Genomic DNA, 26,920 nt, shown 5'->3' with positions numbered 1-26,920 from the left:
GGAGGTGAGGGGATGGCGGCAGCGCCGACCTTGATCGGGTCCGTGCAGCGCGCCCTGCACCTGCTCGACGCGGTCGGCGCGAGCGAGCGGCCGGTGCCCGCCAAGGTGCTCGCGCGGACGGTCGGGTTGCCGCTGCCCACGACGTATCACCTGCTGCGCACCCTCGTCCACGAGGGATACCTGTGCAAACTCGACGACGGTTACGCCCTCGGCAGCCAGGTGAGCGAACTGCGCCAGCACACGTCGCTGCACGCGCTGCTGCCGAAGATCCGCCCGGTGCTGCGAGCCCTGCGAGACGAGGTGCACGGCGCGGCGTACCTCTCGCTGTACTCCGACGGCGACATCAAACTGATCGACATCGCCGACGGCCCGACCGCCCCGTCGGTCGACCTGTGGGTCGGCGTGCACGAATCGGCGCACGCGACGGCTTTCGGCAAGTGCATCCTGTCCGGCCTCGACACCGAAGGCCGCCGCGACTACCTGTCGCGGCATCAGCTGGCGGACCTCACTCCGCACACCATCACCGACAGCCGGGTCTTGGAGCAACGGCTGTCGCAGAGCGGGGACGTGTTCAACGATCGTGAGGAGTACCTGCTGGGCACGGCATGCCTGGCGACGACGGTCCGCACGCCGGGCGCGTTGGGCGCGGTGGCGATCTCGTTGCCCGCGCGCCGCCTGGGTTCGGCGCCGTTGCAATCCCTGCGCCGAACAGCCCAACGGGTGTCTCGCGCCCTAGCCATCACACCCTGAACCCGCCGGTTATCACCATCTGAAATCCCGCCCGTTGTCCGGCGGACCGCGCCCGGCGAAAGTGGCCTCCAGAGCGAACGGGAGGTCCCATGGAAGCGCAGGACAGGCTCGACCTGTACCGCACGATGGTCCTGATCCGCACCTACGAGGAGGCCATCCTCCGCGAGTACCACGCCGACAAGAAACCCGTATTCGACATCGGCGCCGGTCTCGTCCCCGGCGAGATGCACCTGTCCGCGGGGCAGGAGCCGGTGGCGGCGGGCGTCTGTGCGCATCTCACCGGCGACGACGCGGTCACCGCGACGCACCGGCCGCACCATTTCGCCATCGCGCATGGCGTCGACCTGAACCGGATGACCGCGGAGATCTTCGGGCGGACTACCGGACTCGGCCGGGGACGCGGCGGGCATATGCATCTGTTCGACCCCGCCGTGCACTTCTCCTGCTCCGGCATCATCGCCGAGGGCTACCCGCCCGCGCTCGGGCAGGCGCTCGCGTTCCAGCGGCGCGGGACAGACCGGGTCGCCGTCGCGGTCACCGGCGAGGGCGCGGCTAACCAAGGGGCGTTCCACGAATCGCTCAACCTCGCGGCGTTGTGGCAGCTCCCGGTGATTTTCCTGGTGGAGGACAACGACTGGGGCATCTCGGTACCGCGCAGCGCGTCCACCTGTGTCACGTCGAACGCGGACCGCGCCGCTGGGTACGGGATCCCGGGTGTGCGCGTCGAGGACAACTCGGTCGAGGCGGTCCACGAAGCGGCGGGCCAGGCGGTCGCGCGGGCTCGGGCCGGGGAAGGGCCGAGCCTGATCGAGGTGCACACGTTGCGGCTGTGGGGGCATTTCGAGGGCGACGCGCAAGGATATCGGTCCGATTTGGACGGTGTGCCGGGCCGGGATCCGTTGCCCACCTACGAGAACCAGCTGCGCGCCGACGGCGATCTCGACGACGCGAAGGTCGCGGAATGCAAAACCGCGGCCAGTGAGCGGGTCGAAGCGGCGATCGCGTTCGCCAAAGAGAGCCCCGAGCCGGATCCCGCCACCGCGCTGGATTTCGTGTTCGCGCGAGCCTGACGACACAGCGAGGAGAAGCAGCAATGACGCTCACCGAACCCTCCGCGCCCGCCGGGCGGAAACTCAGCACCGCGAAGGCCATGGTCGAGGCCATCGCCCAGGAAATGGACCGCGACGAGCGGGTGTTCGTGCTCGGCGAGGACGTCGGGTCCTACGGCGGGATCTTCAGCTCCACCACCGGATTGCTCGACCGGTTCGGCCCGCGCCGGGTGCTCGACACGCCGATTTCCGAGACCGCCTTCATCGGCACCGCGATCGGAGCGGCGGTCGAGGGCCTGCGGCCGGTGGTCGAGCTGATGTTCGTCGACTTCTTCGGCGTCTGCATGGACCAGATCTACAACCACATGGCGAAAATCCACTACGAGTCCGGCGGCAACGTGTCCGTGCCGATGGTGCTGACCGCGGCGGTCGGCGGCGGGTACTCGGACGGGGCGCAGCATTCCCAGTGCCTGTGGGGAACGTTCGCGCACCTGCCCGGGATGAAGGTCGTCGTGCCGAGCAATCCCGCTGACGCCAAGGGATTGATGACCTCCGCGATCCGCGACGACAACCCGGTGGTGTACCTGTTCCACAAGGGAGTCATGGGCCTGCCGTGGATGGCGAAGAACCGCCGGTCGATCGGCCCGGTGCCGGAAGGCGACCACGAGGTCCCGATCGGCAAGGCGAATGTCGTGCGGCCGGGCAGCGATGTCACCGTCGTGACGCTGTCCCTGTCGGTGCACCACGCCCTCGACGTCGCCGACGATCTCGCCGGACAGGGCGTCGACTGCGAGGTCATTGACCTGCGCAGCCTGGTGCCCCTGGACACCGGCACGATCCTCGATTCGGTCGGCAAAACCGGCCGGTTGCTCGTGGTCGACGAGGACTACCTGTCGTTCGGCCTGTCCGGCGAGGTGATCGCCCGCGTGGTGGAGCGGGACCCGAGCCTGCTGCGCGCCCCGGCCGCGCGCGTAGCGGTGCCGGACGTGCCGATTCCGTACGCTCGTCCGCTGGAGTACGCGGTGCTGCCGACGCCGGCGCGGATCCGCCAAGCCGTCCTCAACCTGGTGGGCGCATGACCGACGTCCCGTTCCCCGTCCTGTCCGAGAACGACCCGGACGGCGAGGGAGTCCTCGCCACCTGGTTCGCGACGGACGGCGCGACCGTCCGCGAGGGCGAGCTGATCGCGGAGGTCGCGGTGGACAAGGTCGACGCGGAGGTCCCGGCCCCCGCGACCGGCGTGGTGCGGTTCCTGGTGGGGGAGGGCGAGGTGGTGAAGCAGGGCGCGCCGATCGCCCGCATCGAGTAAGCGCACGGGTCGCCCCGTGCTGGAACGGGCCGCCGCCGGGTCCCACCGTTGCCCGGCGGCGGCCCGCGCTCGCCTCAGCTGACCGTCGCGAACTGCCCCGGCTGGTACAGCCCCGCTGGCATGCGGACGATGACGTTCATCCGGTTCGCCGCGTTGATCAGTCCGATCAGACATACCAACGCGGCGAGCTGGTCGTCGTCGTAGTGTTCGCGAGCCTGCGCCCACGTTTCGTCGGAAACGCCGCCGCCGTCCGCGATCCGGGTGCCCTCCTCGGCCAGCGCGAGCGCGGCCCGCTCGGCGGGGGTGAACACGGTCGCCTCGCGCCAGACGGCGACCAGGTGGAGCCGTTCCGCGGTCTCGCCGGCCGCGGTCGCGTCCTTGGTGTGCATGTCGACGCAGAAGCCGCAGCCGTTGATCTGGCTGGCCCGCAACGAAACCAGCTCCTGCGTCGCCTTCGGCAGCGCCGTGTTGTTCAGCAGCATCGCCAGCCCCGCGAACCGCTTGCCGAGCGACTTGCCGAGGTCGTTGTTCATCAGGTCGAACCGTGCGCTCATCAGATCCTCCAGTGGTGTGTAGCGGATGCCCATGAGATGCCGGCCGTCCGCCGGATGTGACAACTCTGGATGTGACCCGCGTCGCACCCGGCCAGCCCGCTGCGCGAGAGGTCCGTGAGGGCGCTGCCGAGACGGGGGCTGCGGAAAACCGGTGGCTCAGTCGCCGCGCCGGGCCGCAGAATGCGGAGATGGCCGACCAGGGCGGTACCGCGCGGGCGACCGGGCTGAGCCTGGTCTCCTGGGCGCTGTTCGCGAGTTCCGGTCCGCTCGCCAAGGCGGTGCTGGACGCGGGCTGGAGCCCGGCCGCGGTCACCGCGGTGCGGATCGGCCTCGCCGCGGTTCTGCTGACGCCCGGCGTCGTGCTGCTGCGGCCGCGGGCGTTGCGGTTTCGCCGCGCTGAACTGTGGCTGCCGCTCGGCTACGGACTGCTCGGCGTCGCGGGCGTGCAACTGTTCTTTTTCGTTGCGGTGTCCCGGATTCCGGTCGCGGTGGCGATGGTGCTGGTGAACCTGTCGCCGGTGCTGGTCGCACTGTGGGTGCGCGTCGTCCGCCGGACGCGCCTGCCCGCGGCGGTGTGGCTGGGCATCATGCTGGCGATCGCCGGACTGGTGCTGATCGCCGGTCTCGGACCCGGGGCGCAGCTGGATTTCCTCGGCGTCGCAGCAGGATTGGCGTCGGCGGTCTGCTCCGCCGGATACTTCCTGCTCGGCGAACGCGGTGCGCGACAGCACGATCCGCTCGGAATGACCGCTGCGGGACTGGCGATCGGGGCGGTGGCGACTCTCGCGGTAAGTCCATTGTGGACTCTAGTGACCGCCGCGAATCCGGTATCGCTGGGCGGCGCGACGATCCCGGTCTGGCTGGCCCTGCTGATTCTGGCCGTCTTCGGCACTGTGCTGCCGTACCTGGCCGGGCTGCACGCGCTCAGCGGCTTGCCGGTCGCCCTGGCCGGAGTCCTGGCGCTGGCCGAACCTCTGGTCGCCGCCCTGCTCGCGTGGCTGCTGCTGGGCGAGGCCTTGGGTCCGGTGCAGCTCATCGGAGTAGCGGTGCTGATCGGCGGCGGAACGCTGGTACAGACGGGAAAACTTGCCCCGCAACCGGAATCGGCTGCGGGGCAAGCGAACCCGGTCACATCTTCGCGGCGCCGGCCTTGATCGCCTCGCGGATCCGCGAGTACGTGCCGCAGCGGCAGACGTTGCGGATCTCGTCCAGGTCGGCGTCGTTGATCTCGCGGCCCTTCGCCTTGGCCTCCTTGACCTTCGCGACCGCCGCCATGATCTGGCCGGGCTGGCAGTAGCCGCACTGCGCGACGTCGTTCTCCAGCCAGGCTTCCTGCATCGGGTGCAGGTCGGCCTTCACGGTGTCCGGCAGGCCCTCGATCGTGGTGATCTCGTCCGTGGCCTTGATGTCGGCCACCCGCACCGAACACGGGTTGAACGCCTTGCCGTTGAAGTGCGACGTGCAGGCCTTGCACACGTTGATGCCGCAGCCGTACTTCGGGCCGCGGACGCCGAGCACGTCGCGCAGGACCCACAGGAGCCGCACATTGTCGTCGACGTCGACGGACACCGGCTTCCCGTTGAGGATGAAGGTGTGCTTGCTCATCGTGCTCCTCAGTAGGTGTGGCTCAGGCCGTCGGTCGGCGATTCGGGAACGGGCGGGACGAACGACTTGACCTCGAAGGCGATCGGGTCGTCGTGGTTGATCGGGAACCGCTTCGGGACCTTCCCGGTCGCGCGGGCGTACGCGCACGCGACGGCCGCGACGGAGCAGGCGACGCCCGCCTCGCCGGCGCCGCCCGGCTGCTCCCCGTTGGACGGCATCGCGATCGCGGTGAAGTCCTGCGGGATGTTCCACTGCCGGGTGTAGAAGTAGTTGTCCCAGCTGGCTTCCAGGAAGTGCCCGTCCTTCAGGTGGACACTGCTGGTCAGCGCGAGCGCCAGCCCGTCGGCGAAACCGCCCATGATCTGCGCCTCGATGCCGCGCGGGTTGATCACGAGCCCGGCGTCGAGGGCGATGACCGCCTTGGTCACGCGCGGGCCGGCGACGCCGTCGCGGATCTTGCGGTTCACCGTCTCCGGGCGGCAGTCGATTTCCACCAGGCAGGCGCTCGCGCCCTTGTATTCCTTGTGGATCGCGATGCCCTGCGCGGTGCCCGGCGCCATCTTCTTGCCCCAGCCGCCGACCTCGGCGACCTTGCGCAGCACGCCCTTCACCTTGTCGTTCTTGAGGAACTCCATCCGGAAGTCGTACGGGTCCTTGCCCATCGCCTTGGCGAGCATGTCCACGACCAGCTCGTTGGCGCAGCCGACGTCGGGCGAGTAGACGTTGCGCATCGACCCGGTGTTGAACCGCTGGTCGGTCTCGGTGAGCGTCTGGTCGACGACGCCGAAGTTGTACGGCATTTCCTGGCTCAGCACGAAAACCGCCTCGGCGACGCCGAGGTTGCCCAGCCCGGTCGGGAGTTTCGTCGCGACCGAGGTCAGCATTTCGCCGAGCCCGTGCCGGAACGACGTTTCGACCGAGGTGTGCCGCTGCTCGAAGGTGAGCACGTTCCCGGCGAGCACGGTCGCCCGGATCCGCGACGTCGCCATCGGGTGCAGCCTGCCTTGCCGCGGCTCGTCGGCGCGGTGCCACATCAGCCGCACCGGCTTGCCGAACGCCTTCGACGCCTGCGCCGCTTCGACGGCGTGGTTGCCGAACAGCTTGTGGCCGAAGGAACCGCCGCCGGTGACGACGTGGACCTTCACCTTGCCCTGCGGCAATCCGATCGCCTGCGCGACCTCGCCCTGCGCCACGATCGGCGACTTCAGCCCGGCCCAGATCTCTGCGCTGCCGTCGCGGACGTCGGCGACCGCGCAGTACGGCTCCAGCGCGGCGCTCGAGCGGAACATGAACTCGAAATCCGCTTCGACCGTCTTGGCCAGCACCGGAACCTTCGGCACCGCCAGCGGAAGCTCGGCGCGGCGCAGGTTGGCGAGCACGGATTCGTCGTTCTGGCCCTCGACGCTGCCGGGGCCCCAGTCGACCTGCAGCGCGCGCACGCCGTCGATGCACTGGCCGAACGTCTCCGCGCGGACCGCGACGCCGGTCGGGATGATCGCGATGTCGGTGACGCCGGGCAGCTTCAGCACGTCGGCCTTGTTGCGGACGGCCTTCGGCGTGCCGTTGAGCGTCGGCGGACGGCAGATCATCGTCGGCAGCGCGCCGGGGATGTCCAGGTCCATCGCGAACTGCTTCTTGCCGGTCACGATGTCGTGGGCGTCGAGGCGGTTCTGCGGCTTGCCGAGCACCTTGAACTCGCTGGAGCCCTTGAGCTTGCTCGGGTCCAGCTGCACCTGCTTGGTGGTGCTGGACGCGGCCTTCGTCGCCAGTTCGCCGTACGTCGCGGTCTTGCCGTTCGGCGCGGTCACGACGCCGCCCTTGACGATGAACCGTTCCGCGGTCCCGCCGAGCAGGATGGCCGCCGCTTCGAGCAGCTGCTGCTTGGCGATCGCGGCGGCGACGCGGATCGGCGTGTAGGTCGAGACCGTGGTGTTCGACCCGCCGGTGAGCTGGTTGAACAGCAGTTCCGGACGCGCCGGCGCGAGCGTGACGTGCACCTTCTCGACCGGGAGGTCCAGTTCCTCGGCGATGATCATCGCGGTCGAGGTGGTGATGCCCTGGCCGACCTCGGCGCGCGGGATCTCGAACGAGGCGCTGCCGTCCTTGTTGATGGTCACGGTGATGAGCTGCGACGTCGGGAGCGCCGCGTCGGTGAGCGCGTCGTTGAGGTCGTACAGCTCGGGCGGCTGCGGAGCGGAGGGCACGGCGGCGGACGCGGAGGAGGCGAGCCCGACGTCCGCGGCCACGACGAGGGTCCCGGCCGCGACGACGTACCCGAGGAAACCGCGCCGGGAAACGCCCGGGCGCTCCTTCCCGGTGTCCGGCTCGGAGTGACTGAGAGTCACGCTGATTCCCCTTTCGAGGTAAGGACCGCGTGCCGGATGGCAACACGTGCACGCGGGTGGTGGTGATGGACCACCTTGCCGGGTGAATCGGGGCTTGAGTGTTCAAGTTCTGTACAGCGTCAGCGGAGAGCGATGGTTATCCTGCTGCGCGTCACCAACGAAGGTGGAGATCGCGTGAGCTCGATGACGTCCTCGCGCAGCGTGGTGCTGCGGGAACCGATCGCCCAGTCCTGGCGGCGCGCCTCGCTCGCCGGTGTGCGCCCCGAAACCGCGCTGCTCGACCTGCGGTTCGACGAGGTCGACCCGGCCAGCAGGCTCCTGTCGGCGGCGGCGCCGGTGCTGGAGGACCTCGACGAGCGTCTCGCCGGGACCGCGATGTCCACTGTGCTCGTCGACCACGACGGCAGGCTCGTGCACCGCTGGAGCGCCGACCGCGCCGTCGAAGACTGCCTGGACCAGCTGGGCATCGGCGTCGGCACCTGCCTGCTGGAGGACGAGGTCGGGACCACCGGCCCGGGCACCGCGCTGGAAACCCGGTCGAGCATCGTGGTGCACGGGGAGGAGCACTACGCCGAGGCGCTGCGCGGGTTCAGCTGTTACGGGCACCCGATTTTCCACCCGGTCACGCGCAGGCTGGAGGGCGCGCTCGACATCACGCTGCTGGCCGCCGAGGCGAATCCGCTGCTCGCGCCGCTGGTCGCGAAGGCGGTGGAGGAGATCGAACGGCAGCTGCTGGAAGGCAGCCGGGTGTCGGAGCGGTCGCTGCTCGCCGCGTTCCAGTCGGCGTCCCGCCCGACCCGGCCGGTGGTCGCGATCGGCCCGGACCTGTTGCTGTGCAACCAAGCCGCCGCGGACCTGCTGGAAGGCGCGGACGTCGCGCTGCTGTGGAACCTGGCGGGCGAGGCGGCCGGACCGTCCGAAATGGAGACCGAACTGCGCTCCGGCCAGCGCGCCAGGGTCCGGGCCGAGCCGGTGCCCGGCGCCCGGGGCGGGATGCTGGTCGAGATCCGCCCGCTGAGCCCGTCCGAGGCCCGGCGGACGCGCCGCCGTGGTGCTGTCGCGCCCGGTCCGGTGGCCGGACACGTGCACATCTCGGGCCCGCCCGGGACCGGCCGCACCACTGAAGCCCGGCTGCGCGTGCCCGAGGAACCGTGCACCACGTTGACCGGCTCGGAAGCCGTGCTCGGCGGATCCGCAGCCTGGGCCGCGAGGTTCACCGCTGCGGTCGAGACCGGCTCCGGCAGCATTTGCGTGGACGGTGCGGATCTCTTGCCCGCTGAACTGGTCGACCTCGTCGCTAGGCATGCCGCTCGCGGTGTCGGCCCGCACCTCGTGCTGACGACCGGCCCGCGCGAGGGGCTGACCGGTCCGGAGCGGGCGCTGATCGCGTCGTGCGGGGAGAACGTCGAGCTCCTGCCGCTGGCGCACCGGCCGGACTTTCCCGAGGTCGCGGCCCGGATGCTGGCCGAACTCGGGGCCGCGCGCACGCACAACATCACGCCGGGCGCGCTGCGCATCCTCGGCTCGTACGACTGGCCGGGGAACCTGCCTGAACTGCGCGGCGTGCTGAGCCAGGCGATCCGCAAACGGTCGGTGGGCGCGATCGGCCCGGGGGATCTGCCGCCCGCGCTGGTGGCGGACGCTTCGGGGCACGAGCTGGCACCGATCGAACGGGCGGAACGGAACGCGATCGTCGCGGCGTTGCGGTCGGCCGGCGGGAACAAGGTGCGGGCGGCGAGCACGCTCGGGATTTCGCGGACGACGTTGTACGCGCGGATGCGGGCGTTGAAGGTGCCGGGTTAGCGGAAGTCTCCGGGCGATCGCCCGGTCCACCGGCGAAACGCTCGCCGGAAGGCGCTGGCTTCGGAGAAACCCAGTCGCTGCGCCAATTTCTCGATGGGTTCGTCGCCGCGGCCGAGACTGGCTATCGCGGCGTCCCGGCGGACCGCGTCCCGGATTTCGCTGATGGACGTTTTCTCCGCGCGCAACAACCGCCGCAGGTGCTGGGCGCTGATCCCGAGCCGTCCGGCGATGTCGTCCGGCGCGGTAGTGCCCTGCTCGACGACGGCGCGGACCTGGTCCGCGTGGGCCGAGCCGTAGTCGCGGGTGGCGAGCGAGGCGTCCGGCTGGTCGTCCAGGAACGCGGCCAGTTCGGCTTCGCCGCGGATCACCGGGGCGGACAGGAGCCCGCGGTCGAAGACGAGGACCAGCGAGTCCGCGTCGAACCGCGGATGGCGGCCGAAAACCGCCTCGTAGTGCGGCGCGTGGTCCGGTTCCGGCCACGGCAGCCGAAGTTCGCGCAGGGCGATGCGCTGTCCGGTGAGCCAGCTCAGCAGCCGGTGGACGACGATGGCGACCAGTTCCGCCGCGACGTGCTCCGGGTCGTCGAGCCCTCGGACGTCGATGTCCACCTCGACCAGCGGATCTGCCGCCCGAACCGCCACCGCGGGCATCCCGGGCAGGACCTCGGCGGCTTCCTCCAGGCGACGCAGCGCGGTGCGCAGGTCGGGTGCGGGGGCGACGGATCGGACCACCAGCCGGAACAGTCCGCGCGGGGCTCGCGGGCCGAGGGCGAAGAGTTCGTCGTCGGTCTGGAGCCACAGCTCGCGGGTGAGTTCCGAGACCTGCTGGCGGGTGACGCCGGTGCGGTCCGGCCGGATCCCGAGCCGGTGCAGCAGCGCGGGGACGTCGAGGTTCCGGCGTTCGCCGATCCGCGCCAGCCGCCGGGCCAAGGTGTCGAGAACGGCCGGGTCGTCCACGGTTCAAGGCTAGCGGGCGGTTAACGGGCGATTTTCTACCCGATCGGGTGACGGGGCTCGGTCGTGAATCGCGCGCCGAGCAGCCGTTCGGTCTCCGTCCACAGCCACGCGCCCAGCTCCGGATCCCGGCTCGTCGGCACCGGCTGCTGCACCTCCGCGGCGGCGCTCCGATGCGGACCGAGGTACTCGCCGCCGCGCAGGCCCGGCGAAGCGACAGCGGCCACGACCGGTCGAGCCGCCTGATCTTTTCCCAGCACGATCCCTCGGGCCACCGCGCGCAGCACCCGCGCGCCGGGCCGTCCCGGCGTGAGCGCCTCGATCGCCGAGCCGGGGTGGACCACAATCGACTGCGCTGAGATCTCAGCCAGCCGCCGCTGGGATTCGAACCCGAAGATCTCCACCGCGTGCTTGGACATCGCGTACGCGACCCGCGCCCGGTAATCCCTTTCGGACAGCCAATTCTCGCGGTCGAAGGGGATCTTGCGGGTCAGCGCGCTCCCGAGACTGACCACTCGCCGGACCGCGGGCAGCGCGCGGCGCAGCAGTTCCGCGTGCGCGAGATGGTTGATCCCGACGATCTCCTCCACGCCGAACGCCCCGATCCGGTGCGCTGGTCCCGGACTGAACGCTCCGGCGACGACACCCGCGTTCAGCACGAGCGCGTCCAGCCGCGGCAACGCGCCGAGCCGGTCGCCGGCCCGGCCGATCGACGTGCGGTCGGCGAGATCCAGCGGGACGAACTCGTGCAGTTGCGGGTCGGGGAGCGCGGAAACCGCCGCGCGGCCCCGGGTTTCCGACCGCCCGAGCACCAGCACTCGCGCGCCCAGTTCGGCGAGCTGCGCGGCAGCGAAGAAACCGATCCCGGAGGTGGCCCCGGTGATCGCGACGACCTGGCCGTCGATCCGTTCGGGTTGAGCTATTTTCGACACAGCCGCGACGTTAGGTTCGCCGCTGGTGTCCGCACCAGGACCGGGGTTCGCAGGTTTCGGGACCGTTCCGCGCATTCCACGCTCGTCACGGCCGTCCGGCGAGCGCGGCCAGCCGGTCGGCGATGCGGTCGATGTCGGCTTCGGTGGTGCGGTAGTTCGCGACGCACGCGCGGATCGCAGTCTGCCCGCGCAGCCGCGCCGGGCCCAGCAGTGCAGTACCTTCGTCGGCGAGCTGGGCCAGCAGTTCCGCGTATTCCTCGTCGCGACGGCCATCGATACGCACGCAGACGGCGGTCAGCGCGACCGGGTTCAGCAGCTCCAAACCGGGCTCGGCGGCGACGCGTTCCCCGAGTCGCGCGGCCAGTCGCAGGCAGCGTTCGGCGGCTTCGCGGAAGGCGTCAACGCCGAAGGTCCGCAGTGCGGCCCACACCTTCAATGCCTTGAAACTACGGGAAAGCTGCGGGCCGTAGTCCATGAAGTCGAGCATCAGGTCGTCCTCGGCGACGGTGAGATACGACGACGAGAACGCGAAGGCCGCCCGCAGTTTCGCAGCGTCTTTCACCACCAGCGCCCCGGCTTCGAGCGGCGTGAACAGCATCTTGTGCGGATCCAGCGCGATGGAATCCGCGCGGGACAGCGGGGCGAACGTCTCCCGCGCGGAGTCGGCGAGGACGAACAGCGCGCCGTACGCGCCATCCACGTGCAGCCAAAGGTTTTCTCGCTCGCACAGGTCGGCAATGGGGACGATGGGATCGATCGAGCCGCTGGTGACCGTGCCAGCGGTGGCGACGACGCAGAACGGCTCGAGCCCAGCGGCCCGGTCCGCGGCGATCGCGTCGGCGAGGAGGTCGACTCGCAGCCGGAATTCGTCGTCAGTCGGGATGTGCCGGACGTGGTCCAGTCCGATGCCGAGAGTGGCGGCAGCCTTGTCGACGCAGCGGTGCGCCTCCTCCGAGGTGTACAACACCAGCGGCGGAGCACCGGATTGCAGGCCGCGCTCGCGGAAATCCGGCCGGCGGTCGGTGAGGGCGGTGGTGATCGCGTCCTTGGTCGCGCCGGAACCGCCGTTCGTGAGAATGCCGCCCGCGCTGGGGCCGAGGTGGAAAAGACCGGCGAGCCACTGCACCACCGACCGTTCGACAACGCTCGCCGCGGGGGAGAGTTGCCAGAAGTTGCAGTTTTGGTTGAGCACCGCGGAAATCGCGTCGGCGTAGGGCGCGATCCCGTTGGGCGGACCCTGCACGTACGCGAGGAACCGCGGGTGCGCGATGGTGGTCGAGTTGGGCACGATGCGGTCGCGAAGGTCGGCGAAAAAACCTTCCACGCCAATGCCTTCCGCGGGAAACGGCTCGGCAAGAAGCTTCGCCAGAGTGTCGCGGTCGACGTCCGGCAGGATCGGCCTCGTGGGCAGGGATTCCTCGTAGCTGTCGACGAACCGGGCCAGTGCGTCGGCGGCTTGCGCGCGTTCCGCGGGGGAGAGGACGAGAGGGTGCACGGTGCTGCCTTCCGGGAGATCGAGTGCCGGAATCGACGGTAGTTCGGACAGCTGGGCAGCCGATGCTGAATATTGCGTTTTCTGGCGGTCTGATTAGCATCCTGTGCCATGGATAAGACTGATCACGCAATCGTCCGCCAGCTGATGGCCGACGGCCGGCTACCGAACAACGAACTCGCCGACCGCGTCGGACTGTCCCCGTCGCCGTGCCTCCGCCGGGTCCGCGCCCTCGAAGCGGCCGGGGTGATCACCGGGTACCACGCGTCAGTCGACCCAGCCGCGCTCGGCCGCGGGCTTGGAGTGCTGCTGCATGTCGAGATGGCGGATCAGCGCAGCGAGGTCATCGAGGCTTTCGAGAACACCGCTCTGGGGCTGGACGACGTGGTGTCGTGCCGCCGGATGTTCGGTGCGCCGGACTATCTGATGCAGATCGCGGTGCCTGATATGGCAGCGTATGAGCAGCTGTATATGACGGAGTTGACCCGGATGCCGGGCGTGGCGAGGACGAATTCGCAGTTCGCGATGAAGACGGTGAAGACGACGCCAGGTCATCATTGGTGATCCGCGGCCGACGCCGACCGCTCGGGCGCTGCTTTGACGACCGCCACCATGCCCGGCCCGAATCTCTGGGCTCTCGTCCAGGGCTGCCGCGATCCGGCCGGAACCGGGCCGTGGCAGGAGACCGCCGTCCACCTCATCGCCGCGACCCGAGCCGTCCGCCGTCGGTGAACGCCGAGAAGTCGTTCACCAGCCGAGCTGGTCCCCGAGCCGCAACCGCAGCCACAGCACCAGCCGCTCGTCCGGATCCGCCAGATCGAACCCGAAGATTTCCTCCGCCCGCGAAAGCCGGTACCGGATCGTGTTCGGGTGCACCGACAACCGCGTCGACGCGGCCGCGATGTCGCCGTTGGTGTCGAGGTAAGCGAGGATCGTCGGCGCGTACGTGGTCCCGTGCTCGACGTCGTGCGCCCGCACCGCCGGGCCCAAACGCCGCGGCAAAGACGTGTCACCGGCCAGCAACTGCGCCAGCACGGACAACGTCGCCCCGGCCCACACCTCCTCGATGGCCGCCACCTGGCACGGTTCCGGCGCGGTGCGCTGTTCCACCAGTGTCCGCAGGACGAGGTCCGCGTCGGCCCGCGAGGAAGCGATCGACCGGAGCCCGGGGACCGTCGACCCGAGCCCGGCCTGCACCGGCATCCGCAGCGCGCCGTGGGCTCGGCGGGCGATGTCGGCGACCAGTTCGCGGTGTGCGGGGCCCTTGGGGAGCAGCGCGTAGACCGTCCCGTCGATCAGCGCGCAGCCGTGCCTGCCGTAGTGCGCCTCGCAGTGCAGGCTCACCAAATCGGCCAGCCGCGTTGCCGCGTGGGCGGCCAGGACGTCTTCTGGATCGGCGACGGTGAACGCGGCGACCGCGACGGGCGCGTCCGGGTCCAAACCGAGCTGCGGGGCGACGGCGGTGACGCTGCTCGGGTCGGCGAGCAGGCGTTGCAGCAGGTCAGCGCGCCGCCGACGGACCACGTCGACCGCGGTGCGCGCGGCCAGCAGGTGCAGTGCGGCGATCTCGGCGGCGTCGAACAGGGCTTGCTCGGCGGTCTCGTCGAGGCTGTCGTCGGCGTCGACCATCCAGATCGACCCGAGCATCTCGCTGCCCGCCCGCACCGCGACGCCGAGCCGGGGCAGCCCGCCCGGCAGCGACGGGAACCGGCAGGTCCGGCGTGTCCGCGCGAGTTCGCGGTACTGGTCGTCGTAGAACACCGGCCCCTCCGGCACCTGCAGGCCGAGGATGCCCTGGCGGCGGCCGTCGTCGATGGGCTGGCCGGGCAGCGTCGAATACGCCAGGATCCGCCGGTTGGGGTCCTCGATCGTGGTCGCCCCGCCGACCATCCCGGCGATCGCGTTGGCCAGCGCGAACAGATCGCCGGCCGCGGGTGCGCCGGGCGTGCGCACGGCGGGCGCGAGCGCCGAGGAGATCATCGCTTCGAGGTGGTGCCACGGCACGGCCTCGTCGGCGGCGAGCAGCACCACCCCGGCGTCCTGCGCGGCGTCCGAAAGCTCGGTGAGGGGTTCGCCGAAGCTTTTCACCACCAGCGCCGCATATCCCACCTCCGCGTGGATGAGATCTTTCGCCTCGGCCGGATCCGCCCCGACCGCGAGCAGGATCGTGTCCTGCCCCGGCGGCGCACCGCCGCGGCGCTCGTGGATGAGCACGCCGGACACCGGCACCGGCCGGTCCGGCAGCGGGGTGACCGGCCGCAGCAGCGAAGCGCCGAGCGCGGCGAGGACCTGCCCGAGATCGGGCGCCACCGGATCGAGCATCGTCACCTCTTTAGCCAGACGCACAAAACATCCGCGGAATCTCTGGACCAGCACTGCACGCACCCGGACGATCCGGCCGCGAGGCTGTCAGCATGCACGTTCCACCAGGCGCACCAGCGACCGTACTCCCTCCGGCCCCGGACACAGCCGTCTCGACCGCCCTGCGCGCCGCGAACCGGGCGGGCGTCCGGGTCCGGCTCGCCGACGACGTCCGGACGCTCGAAGCGGTGTCGCGATTCCTCGCCCAGGTCTGGCAGACGCCGGAATCCCACGCCCCGTTCGGCGCGGACGCCCTGCGCGCCGTCGTCCACGCGGGCGGTGCGGTGCATTACGCGGCGGACGACGACGGCATTGTCGCCGCCTCCGGGCTGATTTTCTGCCCGCCGGTGACCCGCGCGGTCTACTCCCTGATCGCCGCCGCGCGCGCGAGCGACCGCGGCGTGGGTTTCGCGTTGAAGCAGGCGCAGCGGGTGTGGGCGCTCGATCAGGGTGCGGAAACCATGGTCTGGACCTTCGACCCGCTGGTGAGCCGCAACGCGCACTTCAACCTGGCGAAACTCGGCGCACGCGGAACCGAGTACACAGTGGACTTCTACGGCAAGATCGAAGACGGCGTCAACGCCGCGGACGAAACCGACCGCTTCACCGCGGTGTGGCCGCTGCGGGACCCGAATCCGGCCCAGCTTCCGGGTCCGGACTTGACCACTGTGGACGTCGACCCGCGCCGCGCCCCCGACGGCGAACCGTTCCTGGCCCGCGACGGTTCCGGCTATTGGTGCCGGGTCCCGTCCGACATCGTGGGCCTCCGCCGGTTGAACGCGCGCCTCGGCGCGGAGTGGCGCTACGCGATCCGCGAGGCGCTCGTCCCATTGTTCGCCGACGGTTACACAGCCACCGGGTTCAGCCGTTCCGGGTGGTACCACCTGACCGAAGGGAAGCGGGCGTGAAAATCGAACGGATCGATCTGATCGAAGTCAGCCTCCCCCTCGTCCGTCCATTCCGGACTTCGTGCTCAGTGGACACCGAACGCAACACACTCCTGCTGCACGTGGTGACCGACGTCAGCGAGGGCTGGGCAGAATTCGGCGGCGACCCGGAACCGGTGTACAGCCCGGAGTTCGCCGCTGGAGCCGAACAGATCCTGCGCGATCATCTCGTCCCGCGCGTCACCGCCCTGCCGCAGCTGACCGCCGCCCGGGTCGCGGGTGCGATGGCCCCGGTCAAGGGAAACCCGCTGGCGAAAGCCCTGCTCGAAACCGCCATCCTCGACGCGGAATGCCGCGCCTACGCGATGCCGTTGTCGACCTACCTCGGCGGCGTGCGCGACCGGATCCCGGCCGGAGTTTCCGTCGGAATCACCGACACCGTGCCGGAATTGATCGACACCGTCGCCGGTTATCTGGCCGAGGGATACGTCCGGATCAAGCTGAAGATCGAACCCGGCTGGGACCTCGAACCAATACGCGCCGTCCGCGCCGAGTTCGGCCCAGACCTGCTGCTGCAGGCCGACGCGAACACCGCCTACTCCCTGTCCGACGCGGACCATCTGCGCCGCCTGGACGAGTTCAGCCTGGTCCAGCTAGAACAACCACTCGCCGCGGACGACCTCGGCGGACACGTCGAACTCGCGAAACTCCTGCGGACCCCGATCTGCCTGGACGAGTCGATCTGCTCCGCCCGCGACGCCGCGTTCGCGATCCGGTTGGGAGCGTGCCGGATCATCAACATCAAACCCAGCCGCGTCGGCGGATACCTCGAAGCACGACGAATCCACGACGTGTGTGCCGCACACGGAATCCCGGTGTGGTGCGGCGGAATGCTGGAAACCGGCATCGGCCGCGCGCAGAACCTCGCCCTAGCCGCACTGCCGGGTTTCGTGCTGCCGAACGATATCTCAGCGTCGAGCCGTTACTACGCCACCGATCTCACTGCGCCGTTCGAGCTAGAAGACGGCTGTCTGTCCATTCCAGACGGCCCGGGCGGCGGCGTCGCTGTCGATCTGCTCGCGCTGCGCAAGCACACCGTGGCTTCGCAAACCCTCTTCGCAGGCTGACGATTCCAGCAGAAGGAGACGACATGCGAGCTTGGACCGCAACCTTGGCGGAGCACCCACCGCATCCGCCGCCGCGTGCTCCGCCAAACCCATCCAATCCCGCAAGATCACCATCCGGCGACTGCTGCAGCGAAACCACCAGCGGCCACGACTTCCGCAGCGCAGTGACGGAAAACGCTCGGTCATCGTGTTCAGTGACACAGCAGAATATTCGGCGGCCCAGTCAGACCGGATGGACGCGATCGTGGGCGCACTGGTCCGCGACCTCCGCTAGACCTCCGGGCGGTTGCGGCGTCCCCTGCGCGGCAACCGCCCGGACCCATCCGCCGAGCCTTGTCCCGCCTATCCGACCCCCGGCGCCGTAGCGCGTCGTTCGGTGGACCGGCGCTCAATCGCATCCGCAACGCCGTCGATCGCCTGGCGGATCATCGCGCCGTATCCGTCGTCGGCCAGTGCGTCCTGACATGCTCGCGCTGCGGCGAGCTGTTCCGCCGCTGCGGAGAACGAGCCCAGGCGGCGGAAGTTGTCGGCCAAGTTCAGGTGCAGTGACGGGTAGAAGCCCGCGATCCGGAGCCCGGCGTCGTGGGATTGGACGTGCTCGTCGGTGACCGTCGCGGCGGCGTCCAGGGCTCTGACATCCCAGACCAGTGCCTCTGCCGGGTCAGCGAACAGATCTGCTTGGTAGTGCGCGAGAACGCAGCGGTAGAACGGATCGCCGCCCGGGCCGAGTTCGTCCCACAGTTCCTGCAGACGCGCCCGCGCGGCATCCGGCGCGCCCGCTCGGCCTTGCGTGACTGCGGCGGTGATCTCGGCCATCGTGTCCGTCATTCGGCAGGTCCTTTCACTGGCATGGCGAGGGTGGTCAGGTCGCCGTCGTCGGCGGAGCGCACGACGACTGGCAGGTGCGAGCCCGCGACGTCCAGCATCACGTCCGGGCCGACGGCGGTGCTGATCGCCGGGTGCAGCGTGCTCACGGCGAACGAGAGCGAGATCGGCGGGCCGGTGACGTCCGCGGGGATTGCTTCGGTGCCGACTGTGACGGCGGTGGCGGAGAGGTCCAGTTGGATCTGCGGGGTGCATTGGCGCTCTAGACATGCCACGAGCGGGTTGCGAGATATCACCGCCCTCGTAAGGACTTCTGGCAATGACGCGAGCATCAGGCGGTAGTCGGGGAAGTCGTCGGTGAGCGTGCGGCACGTTCGTACGGCGTCGCCCTGGAAGGAGATCTCGTCGGCGTGGAGGCTCAGGTGGAGTTCGTGTTGCCGGCGCGTCCACGGCATTGCTACCCGCAGGTCGTCGGCGTCGACGGTCGCGGTCCAGGTGGAGGTGCTTGGTTCGGCTGGGACGAGGGTGCGGGTCGAGAGGCGGTACCGGTCGGTGGCGGTGAGCACGATCGCCTCTGGGGAGACCTCCAGGTGCACGCCATTCAGCACGGGGAGGTCCTGCGTCGTCGCGGTCAGCACCTGCTCGACGGCGGCGGTGAAGACCGGGCCGGTGAGCCGGACCGACGGTGCCGGTGCCGGGGTGCACAGCGTCGCCTTTACCGCCGCGGCGGTTTCCCGGGCCTGGTGCACCTGAGATACCAACCCGGCGACGTGGTCGTCGATGATCCGCGACGCTTCGGCCGGGTCGGCGGCGAGGACCGCGCTGACTCGCTCCAGCGGCAGGCCGATCTCCCGCAACCGCCGGACGAGCAGGGCGGCCGAGACCTGGCCGGGGGAGTAGTAGCGATAGCCGGATTCCTCGTCGACCCGGATCGGGCGCACGAGTCCGGAATCGGCGTAGAAGCGCAGCGCGCTGGCGGTGAGGCCGCAGCGGCGGGCGAACGCTCCGATGGTCAGCAGGTCGGGCACCCGCCCATCATCGGGGTTCAAGCAGCTTGAAGGTCAACCGCAGCACGGTGACCACGGGATCGTCCTAGTGCAGACGGGTGACTGGCCCGATCGAGGAGGCGGCGCTGTCCGGTGGGCGCGGTTACTCGGTCTGGCTGCTCGGCGACCAGCCAGCACAGGCTGAGGGGATGCCTGGCCGGATCGGCGTAGTCCTGGGTGGGTTTCCTTCGGCCTCCTTCAGCACGGTGGCGCCGATCGCGCTCAGACCCGGTCCAGAAGCTCGCGCAGCCGCACGATGTCCTCGGTTCGCGTGCGCCAACTGATGACGCACACCCGCAACGCCGGTCGTCCCGCGACGCGGACTGGGCTCACCCACGCGGAGCCGGTGGCGTTGACCCGGTCCGCGAGGTCGCTGTGCCACTGCCAGGATTCCGTCGGATCGGCGGGTGCGTCCGCGCGCGTCACGCAGACGATCGGCAGCGGAGTGTCGTTGATGGCGAGCCAACCCGCGCCCGTGAGCTGATCCCGCAACTCCTGCCCGAGCGCCGCGTCGTGTTCGATCTGGGTGCCGTAGCCGGAAACTCCGTATGCCAGCAGACTCAGCCACAGCTTCAGTCCGATGAACCGCCGCGACCATTGATTGCTCGTCGTGTACGGGTCGGCAGTGTCGTCGACTTGGCCCGGCATATACGAGGTCGACACGGTGAACGACGAATTCAGCTCGGCTCGGTCGCGGGTGAAGAACATCCCCGCGCCCATCGGCACTGACAGCCACTTATGCGCGTCGACGGTGATCGTGTCCGCGCGTTCGATGCCGGTCAGCACGCCGCGCAGCCGATCCGACAGGCAGACGGCTCCGCCCCAGGCCGCGTCTACATGGAACCGCAGCCCGGCGTCGTGTGCGAGATCGGCGATGCGCGGCAGCGGGTCGATCATTCCCGCCCCGGTGGTCCCGGCCGTGGCGACGACGAGGAACGGCGCCTTGCCGTCCCGCCGGTCTTCGGCGAGCAAGGCTTCGAGTGCGGCGACGTCCATCCGGCCGCTTGCGTCGGACGGCACCAGTCGGCACGCGTCGCGGCCGAGACCGGCGGCGTGGGCGATTTTCAGCCAGGCCAGATGGGAATCCGCACCGGCGTAGAACACTGGCGCGGCGTCGAGGGCACGCAGGCCGCCGGTGCTGTACTGGGGAAACGCGTGGGTGAGCGCGGTCAGCACCGCGGTCGCGTTGGCCTCCGCGCCGCCGCTCGTGAAATGGCCGCCCGCGGTGGCCGGGAGGCCGAGCCGCGCGGAGAACAGGTCGATGCACCGCTGTTCCGCCTCGACCGCGAACGGTGCGTGGCTCCACGCGGCAAGCTGCGGATTCACCGCCGCGGTGATGAGATCTCCGGTGACTGCTGCCCAGGTCGCGGACGGGTTGAACAGCCCGAAATACCCCGGGTGATCGGTGTGCACGGTCCAGCGATCGAGCGCGGCGAGCACCTCCGGGACGGCCTGTTCAAGGTCTTCCGGCCTCTCGAGCGGGTACTTGTCGAGCCAGGCGCGGATCTCCGCGGCGTCGGCGGTCACCGGGCTCGCCGGGTGCTTCGGCCGCGTGCGCCACCCCTCGACCAGCTGATCTACGACACCGTGCAGCAGCTTCGCCGCCGATTCCGCGTCCGTCGCCACCCCGCCGCGGTCCTGCTCGCTCGTCATCAGCCCTCTCCCCAGATTGTGCTAGCACGTAACAGGTTCTGTACTAGCTTGAGACGAGGCTAAGTGGACTCGAACGGTGCCGCAAGGAAGTAAATCCGGCCATTGCTGGCCCGATTCGTGCGCTAGGCCAGGGTGAGTGCGTCGTCGATGGTGGCGTCCAGGAACGCGAGCGTGTCGCGTCGCCGGGCCAGGGGGTTCCGGTAGCTTCGTCGACCTTCCGCACCACCAGTGCGCAGGCTCAAGCTCTCGGCGATGATGCGCTGCCAGCGAGGGTCGAGTTGCCTTGCTGCATAACGTCCTGCGCCAGTTTTGGAAGTCAGCTCCCCGGTGGCGACGAGATGGTGCAGACGGCTCACCCCGAGCACCGCCCACACCGGGAACAGCGGGCTCATCCCGAGCGCGAGCGACAACGCACTGGTGCGCCGGTTCTTCTCCCACCACGGCCGCCAGTAGCTGCTCAGGTTGTCGACAGTGAACGCGCGCAAGGCATCCTGATCCGCCCAAACGTCCACATCGGACGGCTCCGGTCCGCGCAGCGCGATCCCGCGCCTGGCGAGTTCGCAGAACGTCACCGGGTTGAGACCGTCTCGTCCCGCCTCGGTGAAACGGCTTTCCTGTGCGCACGGAACGTCCGGGCAGTCGTCGGGCCCGGCGGCGAGATCGGCCCAGGTGAGCACGGAGCCGTCGAAATGCGGCTTCGGAAACCGGGTGACTGTCGTGGCATGAGCCTGCGCCAGCGCTGAAATCTCAACCCGATCCGGACGTCGATCAGTGACCGCGACGAAATCGATGTCGCTGGCGGTGCTCAGCCGTCCGCGCCCGGCGCCGCGGGCGTGGAAGTCGCCGAAGCAGACCGAACCGACCAGGTAAAAACCCGTCACCAACCCGGGCGCGGCTAAGTCCACTGTGGACAGAAACAGTGTGGTGCTTCGGCGGACTTCCTCAGGTATCTCACTCGGCACGCCTGCCACGTTACCGAGTTACGCGAGTTCGGCGGCGGCCCTCGCCAGGTCGTCGACGCTGCCGGACATGACCGTGCGGACGTGCTTGGTGAGGTGGTCCAACGGCCAGTCCCACCACGCGATCGCCAACAGTCGTTCGACGTCCTCGTCGCGATACCGGCGGCGGATCAGCTTGGCCGGGTTGCCGCCGACGATGCCGTAGTCGGGCACGTCGTCGACCACGACCGCCCCGGACGCGACGATCGCGCCGTGTCCGATGCGGACGCCCGGCATGACCATCGCCCGGTAGCCGAGCCAGACGTCGTTGCCCAGCAGCGTGTCGCCGCGGCCGGGCAGGCCGGTGATGGCGTCGAAGTGCTCGGCCCAGTCGCCGCCCATGATCGGGAACGGGAACGTCGACGGCCCGTCCATCCGGTGGTTCGCGCCGTTCATGATGAACCGCACGCCCTCGCCGAGCGCGCAGTACTTGCCGATCACGAGCCTCTCCGGCCCGTAGTGGTACAGCACGTTGCGAGTCTCGAAGGCGGTCGGCTCGTCCGGGTCGTCGTAGTAGGAGAACTCGCCGACGTCAATCAGCGGCGACGTGACCAGCGGTTTCAGCAGCACCACTCGCGGCTGCTCGGGCATCGGGTGCAGGACGTTCGGATCGGGGGAAATGGGTTCTCTCCTCGCGGTGACAGGCTCGGCGGCGGGTTCAACGGCGGGCTCGGCAGGGGGCGGCGGGTTCAGCCGCGAGCGATGGCGGGTTCGGCGCTGGGCGGTGGGCTGGCTTAGCGGCGAGCAACGGCGGATTCAACGGCGGACAGCGGCAGATTCGGCAGCGGACGGTGGTGGATTCGGCGGTGGGCGGCGGGTTCAGCGGCGGACGGTGAGGGGCTCGGCAGTGGGCGGCGGCCCCGGCGGCGGGCGGTGGGCGGTGGCAGGTTCGACGGCGCGCTTAGCGGCGAACGGCGACGGGGTTCGGCGGTGGGCTGGCTTAGCTGCGAGCAGCGGCGGATTCATCGGCGGACGGTGGCAGGTTCGGCAGCGCGCGGTGACGGGTTCAGCGGCGAACAGCGGTGGGTTCGGCGGCGGACGGTGAGGGGCTCGGCGGTGGGCGGCGGGTTAGGCGTGGGCGGTGACAGGCTGAGATCGGCGGGTTCAGCGGCGAACAGCAGTGGGTTCGGCGGTGGACGATGGGTTCAGCGGCGGACGCTGCGAGGCTCGGCGGAGGGCTTAGCAGCGAACAGCGGTGGGTTCGGCGGAAGGCTCGGCAAGAGGCAACGGGCTCAGCAACGGGCGGCAGCAGACCCGAAACCCAGCCACGTGTGCCGGTTGCCCCACCAGCACCAGCCGACCTTCGGGGCGTTGCGGCGTTCGCTGCCGTCGCGGCCGGTGCCGTTGCTGATCCACAGTGCCGGCGTGCGGGCGTCGAATTTGCCGTTCTCCTTGCGCAGCCGGGAGCCGATGGTCATGAAGCAATGGTTGCGCTCGAGCGCCGACGGTTGCTGCAGCACCCAGTGAATCCCCTCGGTGAGCAGCAGTGGACTGCGCCCGGCCTTGGTGATCGCGGGCAGGGCTTCCTCGGGGCTCCAGTTGGCCATCTCGTCGCCGCGGTCGAGGCCGGTGACGAGGTACAGCGGTGCGTCGGGCAGGTCGATGTCGCGCGGCGCGAACTGGTCGACGTCCGGCATGTCGGTGACGACGAATCCGGCCTTTCCTTCGCGCCGGAGCAGCGGCGAGAGCGCCGACGCGGGTGCCCGGTCCGGGTGGACCGCCAGCAGCGCGCCGTCGGCGACGTGGTGCTCCGCGGCGAAAGCACGCAAGTCGTCGGCGGAAAGCTGGGCGATCTCGGGCACTCCCAGCGCGATGAGGTGGTCTGCCTGGTCCGCGAGCGACGGGAGGGCAGCGATCGACAAGTGGTTCTCCTTCGGGCTATATTTACGTCGGTAGTAAAAGTATGCCGAGTCTCCACATGGGTGTCAAGGTAAATTTACGTCGGAGGTAAGTTTTCGATGGATGTGGGCCTGCGGGAAGCCAAGAAGCAGGAGACGCGCCAGCTGATCTCCGACCACGCGACGCGGCTGTTCCTGGAGCAGGGCTTCGAGGAGACGACGATCGCGCAGGTCGCGGCGGCCGCGCGGGTCGCGAAGAAGACGGTGACCAACTACTTCGCCCGCAAGGAAGACCTGGTCCTCGACCATCAGGACGAGTTCGTCGCGACCCTGGCGGCGGCGGTGTGGGCGCGCGAACCGGGGGAGTCGGCGCTCGCGGCGCTGCGGCGGGCGTTCGAGGCGGCGGTCGCGACGAGGGACCCGGTCGTCGGGTTCGCCGGGCTGGAGTTCAGCCGGATGATCGCCGAGAGCCCGACGCTGTCCGCCTGCCTGCGCGGCCTGCACGAACAGCGGGAACGGGCGCTGGCCCAGGCACTGGCCGACGCAGTCGGCAGCCCCCGGACGGACATCACCGTCCGCACGGCAGCCGCGGTGCTGGGGGCCGTGCACCACAGCCTGTTCCAGCGGATCGAGGAGCTGACGCTGGCCGGACGGCCCGCCGACGAGGTCGCGGAGACGGTCGCGGCGGAGGCGGCGCGGGCGTTCGACCTGCTGGAACCTGCGCTGGGGGACTACGCGGTGGCCTGATCCGGGGAGCCTCCGCAGACAGTGTTCGAGCAGCCGCCTCCCCGCCGTCCGAAGAAGTTTTCCCGGTGATGTCGATCCGCGTGCACCCCGATCGTCGCTTCAGTGAGACGACTGGAAAGACACGCAGGGGAGACAGAAATGAGCGCCGGACGACGCGAGTGGCTGGGCCTGGCAGTACTGGCCTTGCCGACCGTGCTGTTGTCGCTGGACATGAGCGTGCTGCACCTCGCGGTTCCGCACCTCGCCGCGGATCTGCGGCCGTCCAGCACGCAATTGCTGTGGATCATCGATATTTACGGCTTCATGATCGCCGGATTCCTCGTCACGATGGGCACGCTCGGCGACCGGATCGGCAGGCGGAAGCTGCTGATGATCGGCGGCGGCGCATTCGGGCTCGCGTCGGTCGCGGCGGCGTTCTCGACCACTCCGGAGATGCTGATCGCGGCGCGGGCCGTGCTCGGGATCGCCGGGGCGACGCTCATGCCGTCGACGCTCGCGTTGATCAGCAACATGTTCCCGAACCCCAAACAGCGCGGCACCGCGATCGCGGTGTGGATGAGCTGTTTCATGGGCGGCATGGTGGTCGGCCCGGTCGCGGGCGGGTTCCTGCTGGAGCATTTCCGCTGGGGTTCGGTGTTCCTGATGGGCGTGCCGGTGATGGTCCTGCTGCTCGCGACCGCGCCGAAGCTGGTTCCCGAATACCGCGACAACGCCGCCGGGCGCCTCGACCTCGCCAGCGTCGCCCTGTCGCTCGCCGCGATCCTGCCGGTCATCTACGCGCTCAAGGAAATCGCCAAGAACGGCTTGTCCCTGACCGAAATCGTCGTGCTCGTCGCGGGGCTCGCGGTCGGCGTGGTGTTCGTCCGGCGGCAGCGGCGGCTCGAGCATCCGCTGCTGGACCTGCAGTTGTTCCGGGTGCGCGCGTTCAGTGCGGCGGTGGCGATCATGCTCGTCGGCGCGGTCACCATGGGCGGCGTGTTCATGCTGGTCAGCCAGTATCTGCAGATGGTCGCCGGGCTGAGCACGGTCGACGCGGGGCTGCTGCTGGTTCCGCAGGCGCTCGCGGTGGTCGCCGGGTCGATGATCGCGCCGCGGCTGGCGCGCCGGTTCCGGCCGGAATTCGTACTGGGCTTCGGAATGCTGATCGCGGCGGGCGGAATCCTGTTGTTCACGCTCGCCAATGGGGCAGGCGGGGTGGCTTTCGTGGTGCTGGGCATGTCGGTCGCCAGCTTCGGCATGGGGCCGCAGGGCGTGCTGTGCACCGAAATGGTGGTCGGCTCGGTCCCGCCGCAGCGGGCCGGCGCGGCTTCGGCGATGTCGGAGACCAGCGCGGAATTCGGGATCGCCATGGGGATCGCGGTGTTCGGCAGCGTCGCGACGGCGGTGTACCGCGACCAGATCGCGGTACCAGCCCACGTGCCCGCCGCGGCGGCCGCCCAGGCGACCGACAGCATGGCCGGTGCGATGGAGGCGTCGGCGACGCTGCCCGGCGCGACCGGCGAACAGCTGCTGGCCACGGCACGCGACGCGTTCAGCTCGGGACTGCACACGGTCGCCGGGATCGGCGCGGCGATCGTGGTGGTGTTCGCGGTGGTGGGGATGGTCGCGCTGCGGCGTTCGCCGGCGGCGGCGAAGGCAGCGGAACCGGTGCCGGTCGCGTCTTAACCTGTTGTGCGGTAACGGGTTTACCTGTGACAAGAGGGCCGGTGGTCCAGCCGAGCGTTCAGCCCGGCCGGACCACCGGCCCGCAGTCGTAAGATCTCAGGGTTTCCGCGCGACCCCGACCGCCACGATCCGCTGGGCGACCGTCGGCTCGCTGAGCAGCGGGCCGTCCGGCCACCATTCGACCACCGGCACGATTTCCGCGGGCTTGTTCGGCCCGCTCGGGATCAGTTCCATGCCGTGGAACAGTTCCTTGATCTCGGCGCGGGTGCGGGACGAGACGTCCTTCATCGACCCGTTGTGGATCGATTCGATGATGCCCTGCACGGCTTCGTCGTCCTCGGAACCGTCGTGCGGGTCGAGCAGGTGCGAGATCGCCACGTACGAACCGGACGGGAGCCGGTCGATGAATTCCTTCGTCACCTTCGCCGGGACCTCGCGGTCGCCGGTCTGGTGGTGCAGGGCGAGCAGGAACAGCACCGCGATCGGCTGGTTCCAGTCGAGGTGCTCGGTGACCGTCGGATGGTCGAGAATGCTCGGCGGGTCGAAGAAATCCGCCTGGATGTATTCGGTGAATTCGTTCTCGTCGAGCAGCGCTCGCCCGTGGCTGGCCACCACCGGGTCGTAGTCGACGTAGACGACCTTCGCGCCCGAATCCCCGCGCTGGACGATCTGGTGCACGTTTTCCGAGGTCGGCATGCCGGAACCGCAGTCGATGTACTGGCGGATGCCGGCGTGGAAGGCGAGGAACCGGCAGATCCGGGTCAGCAGGTGCCGGTTGACCCGCGCGGTTTCCGCAACGTCCGGCATCACCCGGGCGATTTCCCTGGCGACCTGCCGGTCGATCTCGTAATTGTCTTTCCCGCCCAGCAGATAGTCGTACACGCGGGCGGCGCTCGACTGGTTCGGGTTGACCCCCGGCGGTGCGTTGACAGCGTCGGTCACGACGCGTACCTCCCGCGTGTTGACACGGTGATAGATGCC

The 26,920-nt window shown here is 69.6% G+C and carries 25 protein-coding genes; 11 read left to right on the top strand and 14 right to left on the bottom strand.

Annotated elements, in window-relative coordinates:
* The first annotated feature begins 12 nt into the window (after window positions 1–12).
* The 4 genes from EIZ44_RS13390 (at window position 13) to EIZ44_RS13375 (ending at window position 3,108) form a co-directional block, all read left to right on the top strand.
* Entirely contained in the window at window positions 13–750 is a 738-nt protein-coding gene (locus EIZ44_RS13390; protein ID WP_134728832.1) for an IclR family transcriptional regulator, read from the top strand.
* 89 nt (window positions 751–839) lie between these two features.
* On the top strand, window positions 840–1,820 hold the full coding sequence (locus tag EIZ44_RS13385) for a thiamine pyrophosphate-dependent dehydrogenase E1 component subunit alpha (protein ID WP_134728830.1): 981 nt from the start codon (window positions 840–842) through the stop codon (window positions 1,818–1,820).
* 23 nt (window positions 1,821–1,843) lie between these two features.
* Window positions 1,844–2,878 (top strand): alpha-ketoacid dehydrogenase subunit beta, encoded by a 1,035-nt coding sequence (locus EIZ44_RS13380; protein ID WP_134728828.1) that lies wholly within the window; start codon window positions 1,844–1,846, stop codon window positions 2,876–2,878.
* Window positions 2,875–3,108: a biotin/lipoyl-containing protein gene (locus EIZ44_RS13375; protein ID WP_037817837.1), complete on the top strand. Its 234-nt coding sequence runs from the start codon at window positions 2,875–2,877 to the stop codon at window positions 3,106–3,108. Before EIZ44_RS13380 ends, EIZ44_RS13375 begins: the two co-directional genes overlap by 4 nt.
* A 74-nt stretch (window positions 3,109–3,182) precedes the next feature.
* On the opposite strand, the gene EIZ44_RS13370 is transcribed toward EIZ44_RS13375, so the two are convergent.
* Window positions 3,183–3,662 carry a carboxymuconolactone decarboxylase family protein gene (locus tag EIZ44_RS13370; protein WP_037818008.1) on the bottom strand — a complete coding sequence of 160 codons (480 nt, stop codon included), beginning with the start codon at window positions 3,660–3,662 and terminating at the stop codon, window positions 3,183–3,185.
* A 188-nt stretch (window positions 3,663–3,850) separates the two neighbouring features.
* Here EIZ44_RS13370 and EIZ44_RS13365 point away from each other — a divergent pair, with 188 nt between their 5' ends.
* Window positions 3,851–4,816 carry an EamA family transporter gene (locus tag EIZ44_RS13365; protein ID WP_134728827.1) on the top strand — a complete coding sequence of 322 codons (966 nt, stop codon included), beginning with the start codon at window positions 3,851–3,853 and terminating at the stop codon, window positions 4,814–4,816.
* Here the strand turns inward: EIZ44_RS13365 and EIZ44_RS13360 are convergent.
* Both EIZ44_RS13360 and EIZ44_RS13355 read right to left on the bottom strand, forming a co-directional pair.
* The gene (locus EIZ44_RS13360; protein ID WP_037817840.1) at window positions 4,791–5,267 is read right to left on the bottom strand and encodes a (2Fe-2S)-binding protein; all 477 of its coding nucleotides are present in this window, start codon (window positions 5,265–5,267) and stop codon (window positions 4,791–4,793) included. The two genes, EIZ44_RS13365 and EIZ44_RS13360, sit on opposite strands and share 26 nt — an antisense overlap.
* Window positions 5,268–5,275: 8 nt before the next feature.
* On the bottom strand, window positions 5,276–7,612 hold the full coding sequence (locus tag EIZ44_RS13355) for a molybdopterin cofactor-binding domain-containing protein (RefSeq protein ID WP_134728825.1): 2,337 nt from the start codon (window positions 7,610–7,612) through the stop codon (window positions 5,276–5,278).
* Between the two features lie 183 nt (window positions 7,613–7,795).
* Between EIZ44_RS13355 and EIZ44_RS13350 the strand changes: the two genes are divergently transcribed.
* Window positions 7,796–9,415, top strand: coding sequence for a sigma-54-dependent Fis family transcriptional regulator (locus tag EIZ44_RS13350; protein WP_240691294.1), 1,620 nt, complete (start codon window positions 7,796–7,798; stop codon window positions 9,413–9,415).
* On the opposite strand, the gene EIZ44_RS13345 is transcribed toward EIZ44_RS13350, so the two are convergent.
* From EIZ44_RS13345 to EIZ44_RS13335, 3 genes are all read right to left on the bottom strand, one after another.
* A complete protein-coding gene (locus EIZ44_RS13345) occupies window positions 9,412–10,371 on the bottom strand; it encodes an AraC family transcriptional regulator (protein ID WP_134728823.1) in 960 nt (319 codons plus the stop codon). The genes EIZ44_RS13350 and EIZ44_RS13345 overlap by 4 nt on opposite strands.
* 35 nt (window positions 10,372–10,406) lie before the next feature.
* Complete coding sequence (locus EIZ44_RS13340; protein WP_167754112.1) at window positions 10,407–11,300, bottom strand: SDR family NAD(P)-dependent oxidoreductase; 894 nt, start codon at window positions 11,298–11,300, stop codon at window positions 10,407–10,409.
* An 85-nt stretch (window positions 11,301–11,385) separates the two neighbouring features.
* Window positions 11,386–12,795, bottom strand: coding sequence for a pyridoxal phosphate-dependent decarboxylase family protein (locus EIZ44_RS13335; RefSeq protein WP_167754111.1), 1,410 nt, complete (start codon window positions 12,793–12,795; stop codon window positions 11,386–11,388).
* 108 nt (window positions 12,796–12,903) lie between these two features.
* Here EIZ44_RS13335 and EIZ44_RS13330 point away from each other — a divergent pair, with 108 nt between their 5' ends.
* The gene (locus EIZ44_RS13330; protein ID WP_037817843.1) at window positions 12,904–13,356 is read left to right on the top strand and encodes an Lrp/AsnC family transcriptional regulator; all 453 of its coding nucleotides are present in this window, start codon (window positions 12,904–12,906) and stop codon (window positions 13,354–13,356) included.
* Window positions 13,357–13,539: 183 nt separating this feature from the next.
* On the opposite strand, the gene EIZ44_RS13325 is transcribed toward EIZ44_RS13330, so the two are convergent.
* Window positions 13,540–15,114, bottom strand: coding sequence for a PucR family transcriptional regulator (locus EIZ44_RS13325; protein WP_134728819.1), 1,575 nt, complete (start codon window positions 15,112–15,114; stop codon window positions 13,540–13,542).
* Between the two features lie 92 nt (window positions 15,115–15,206).
* Between EIZ44_RS13325 and EIZ44_RS13320 the strand changes: the two genes are divergently transcribed.
* A complete protein-coding gene (locus EIZ44_RS13320) occupies window positions 15,207–16,061 on the top strand; it encodes a hypothetical protein (protein ID WP_134728817.1) in 855 nt (284 codons plus the stop codon).
* On the top strand, window positions 16,058–17,167 hold the full coding sequence (gene menC, locus EIZ44_RS13315) for an o-succinylbenzoate synthase (RefSeq protein ID WP_134728815.1): 1,110 nt from the start codon (window positions 16,058–16,060) through the stop codon (window positions 17,165–17,167). The genes EIZ44_RS13320 and menC overlap by 4 nt, the downstream gene beginning before the upstream one ends.
* Window positions 17,168–17,509: 342 nt before the next feature.
* On the opposite strand, the gene EIZ44_RS13310 is transcribed toward menC, so the two are convergent.
* The 6 genes from EIZ44_RS13310 to EIZ44_RS13285 all read right to left on the bottom strand — a co-directional run bounded on the left by EIZ44_RS13310 (window position 17,510) and on the right by EIZ44_RS13285 (window position 23,551).
* Complete coding sequence (locus tag EIZ44_RS13310; protein WP_134728813.1) at window positions 17,510–17,995, bottom strand: hypothetical protein; 486 nt, start codon at window positions 17,993–17,995, stop codon at window positions 17,510–17,512.
* Window positions 17,992–19,020, bottom strand: a complete 1,029-nt coding sequence (locus EIZ44_RS13305) for a DNA polymerase III subunit beta family protein (protein ID WP_205670034.1) — start codon at window positions 19,018–19,020, stop codon at window positions 17,992–17,994. The genes EIZ44_RS13310 and EIZ44_RS13305 overlap by 4 nt, the downstream gene beginning before the upstream one ends.
* A gap of 240 nt (window positions 19,021–19,260) precedes the next feature.
* Entirely contained in the window at window positions 19,261–20,691 is a 1,431-nt protein-coding gene (locus EIZ44_RS13300; protein ID WP_134728812.1) for a pyridoxal phosphate-dependent decarboxylase family protein, read from the bottom strand.
* A 122-nt stretch (window positions 20,692–20,813) separates the two neighbouring features.
* Window positions 20,814–21,653, bottom strand: coding sequence for an aminoglycoside adenylyltransferase domain-containing protein (locus EIZ44_RS13295; RefSeq protein ID WP_134664857.1), 840 nt, complete (start codon window positions 21,651–21,653; stop codon window positions 20,814–20,816).
* Between the two features lie 18 nt (window positions 21,654–21,671).
* On the bottom strand, window positions 21,672–22,310 hold the full coding sequence (locus tag EIZ44_RS13290) for a CatB-related O-acetyltransferase (protein ID WP_439098595.1): 639 nt from the start codon (window positions 22,308–22,310) through the stop codon (window positions 21,672–21,674).
* Window positions 22,311–22,921: 611 nt separating this feature from the next.
* Window positions 22,922–23,551 carry a DUF5701 family protein gene (locus EIZ44_RS13285; protein ID WP_134664853.1) on the bottom strand — a complete coding sequence of 210 codons (630 nt, stop codon included), beginning with the start codon at window positions 23,549–23,551 and terminating at the stop codon, window positions 22,922–22,924.
* A gap of 96 nt (window positions 23,552–23,647) precedes the next feature.
* Between EIZ44_RS13285 and EIZ44_RS13280 the strand changes: the two genes are divergently transcribed.
* Window positions 23,648–24,274 (top strand): TetR/AcrR family transcriptional regulator, encoded by a 627-nt coding sequence (locus EIZ44_RS13280; RefSeq protein ID WP_134664851.1) that lies wholly within the window; start codon window positions 23,648–23,650, stop codon window positions 24,272–24,274.
* Window positions 24,275–24,412: 138 nt separating this feature from the next.
* Entirely contained in the window at window positions 24,413–25,939 is a 1,527-nt protein-coding gene (locus EIZ44_RS13275) for an MFS transporter (RefSeq protein WP_134664849.1), read from the top strand.
* Window positions 25,940–26,035: 96 nt separating this feature from the next.
* On the opposite strand, the gene EIZ44_RS13270 is transcribed toward EIZ44_RS13275, so the two are convergent.
* Window positions 26,036–26,881: an SAM-dependent methyltransferase gene (locus EIZ44_RS13270; RefSeq protein WP_134664847.1), complete on the bottom strand. Its 846-nt coding sequence runs from the start codon at window positions 26,879–26,881 to the stop codon at window positions 26,036–26,038.
* Between the last annotated feature and the right edge of the window lie 39 nt (window positions 26,882–26,920).

The sequence above is a fragment of the Amycolatopsis nivea genome (genome assembly GCF_004522235.1).
Taxonomy (GTDB): Bacteria; Actinomycetota; Actinomycetes; order Mycobacteriales; family Pseudonocardiaceae; genus Amycolatopsis; species Amycolatopsis nivea.
Note: the sequence above shows the minus strand (reverse complement) of the source record. Positions and strands in the feature narration are given on the sequence as shown.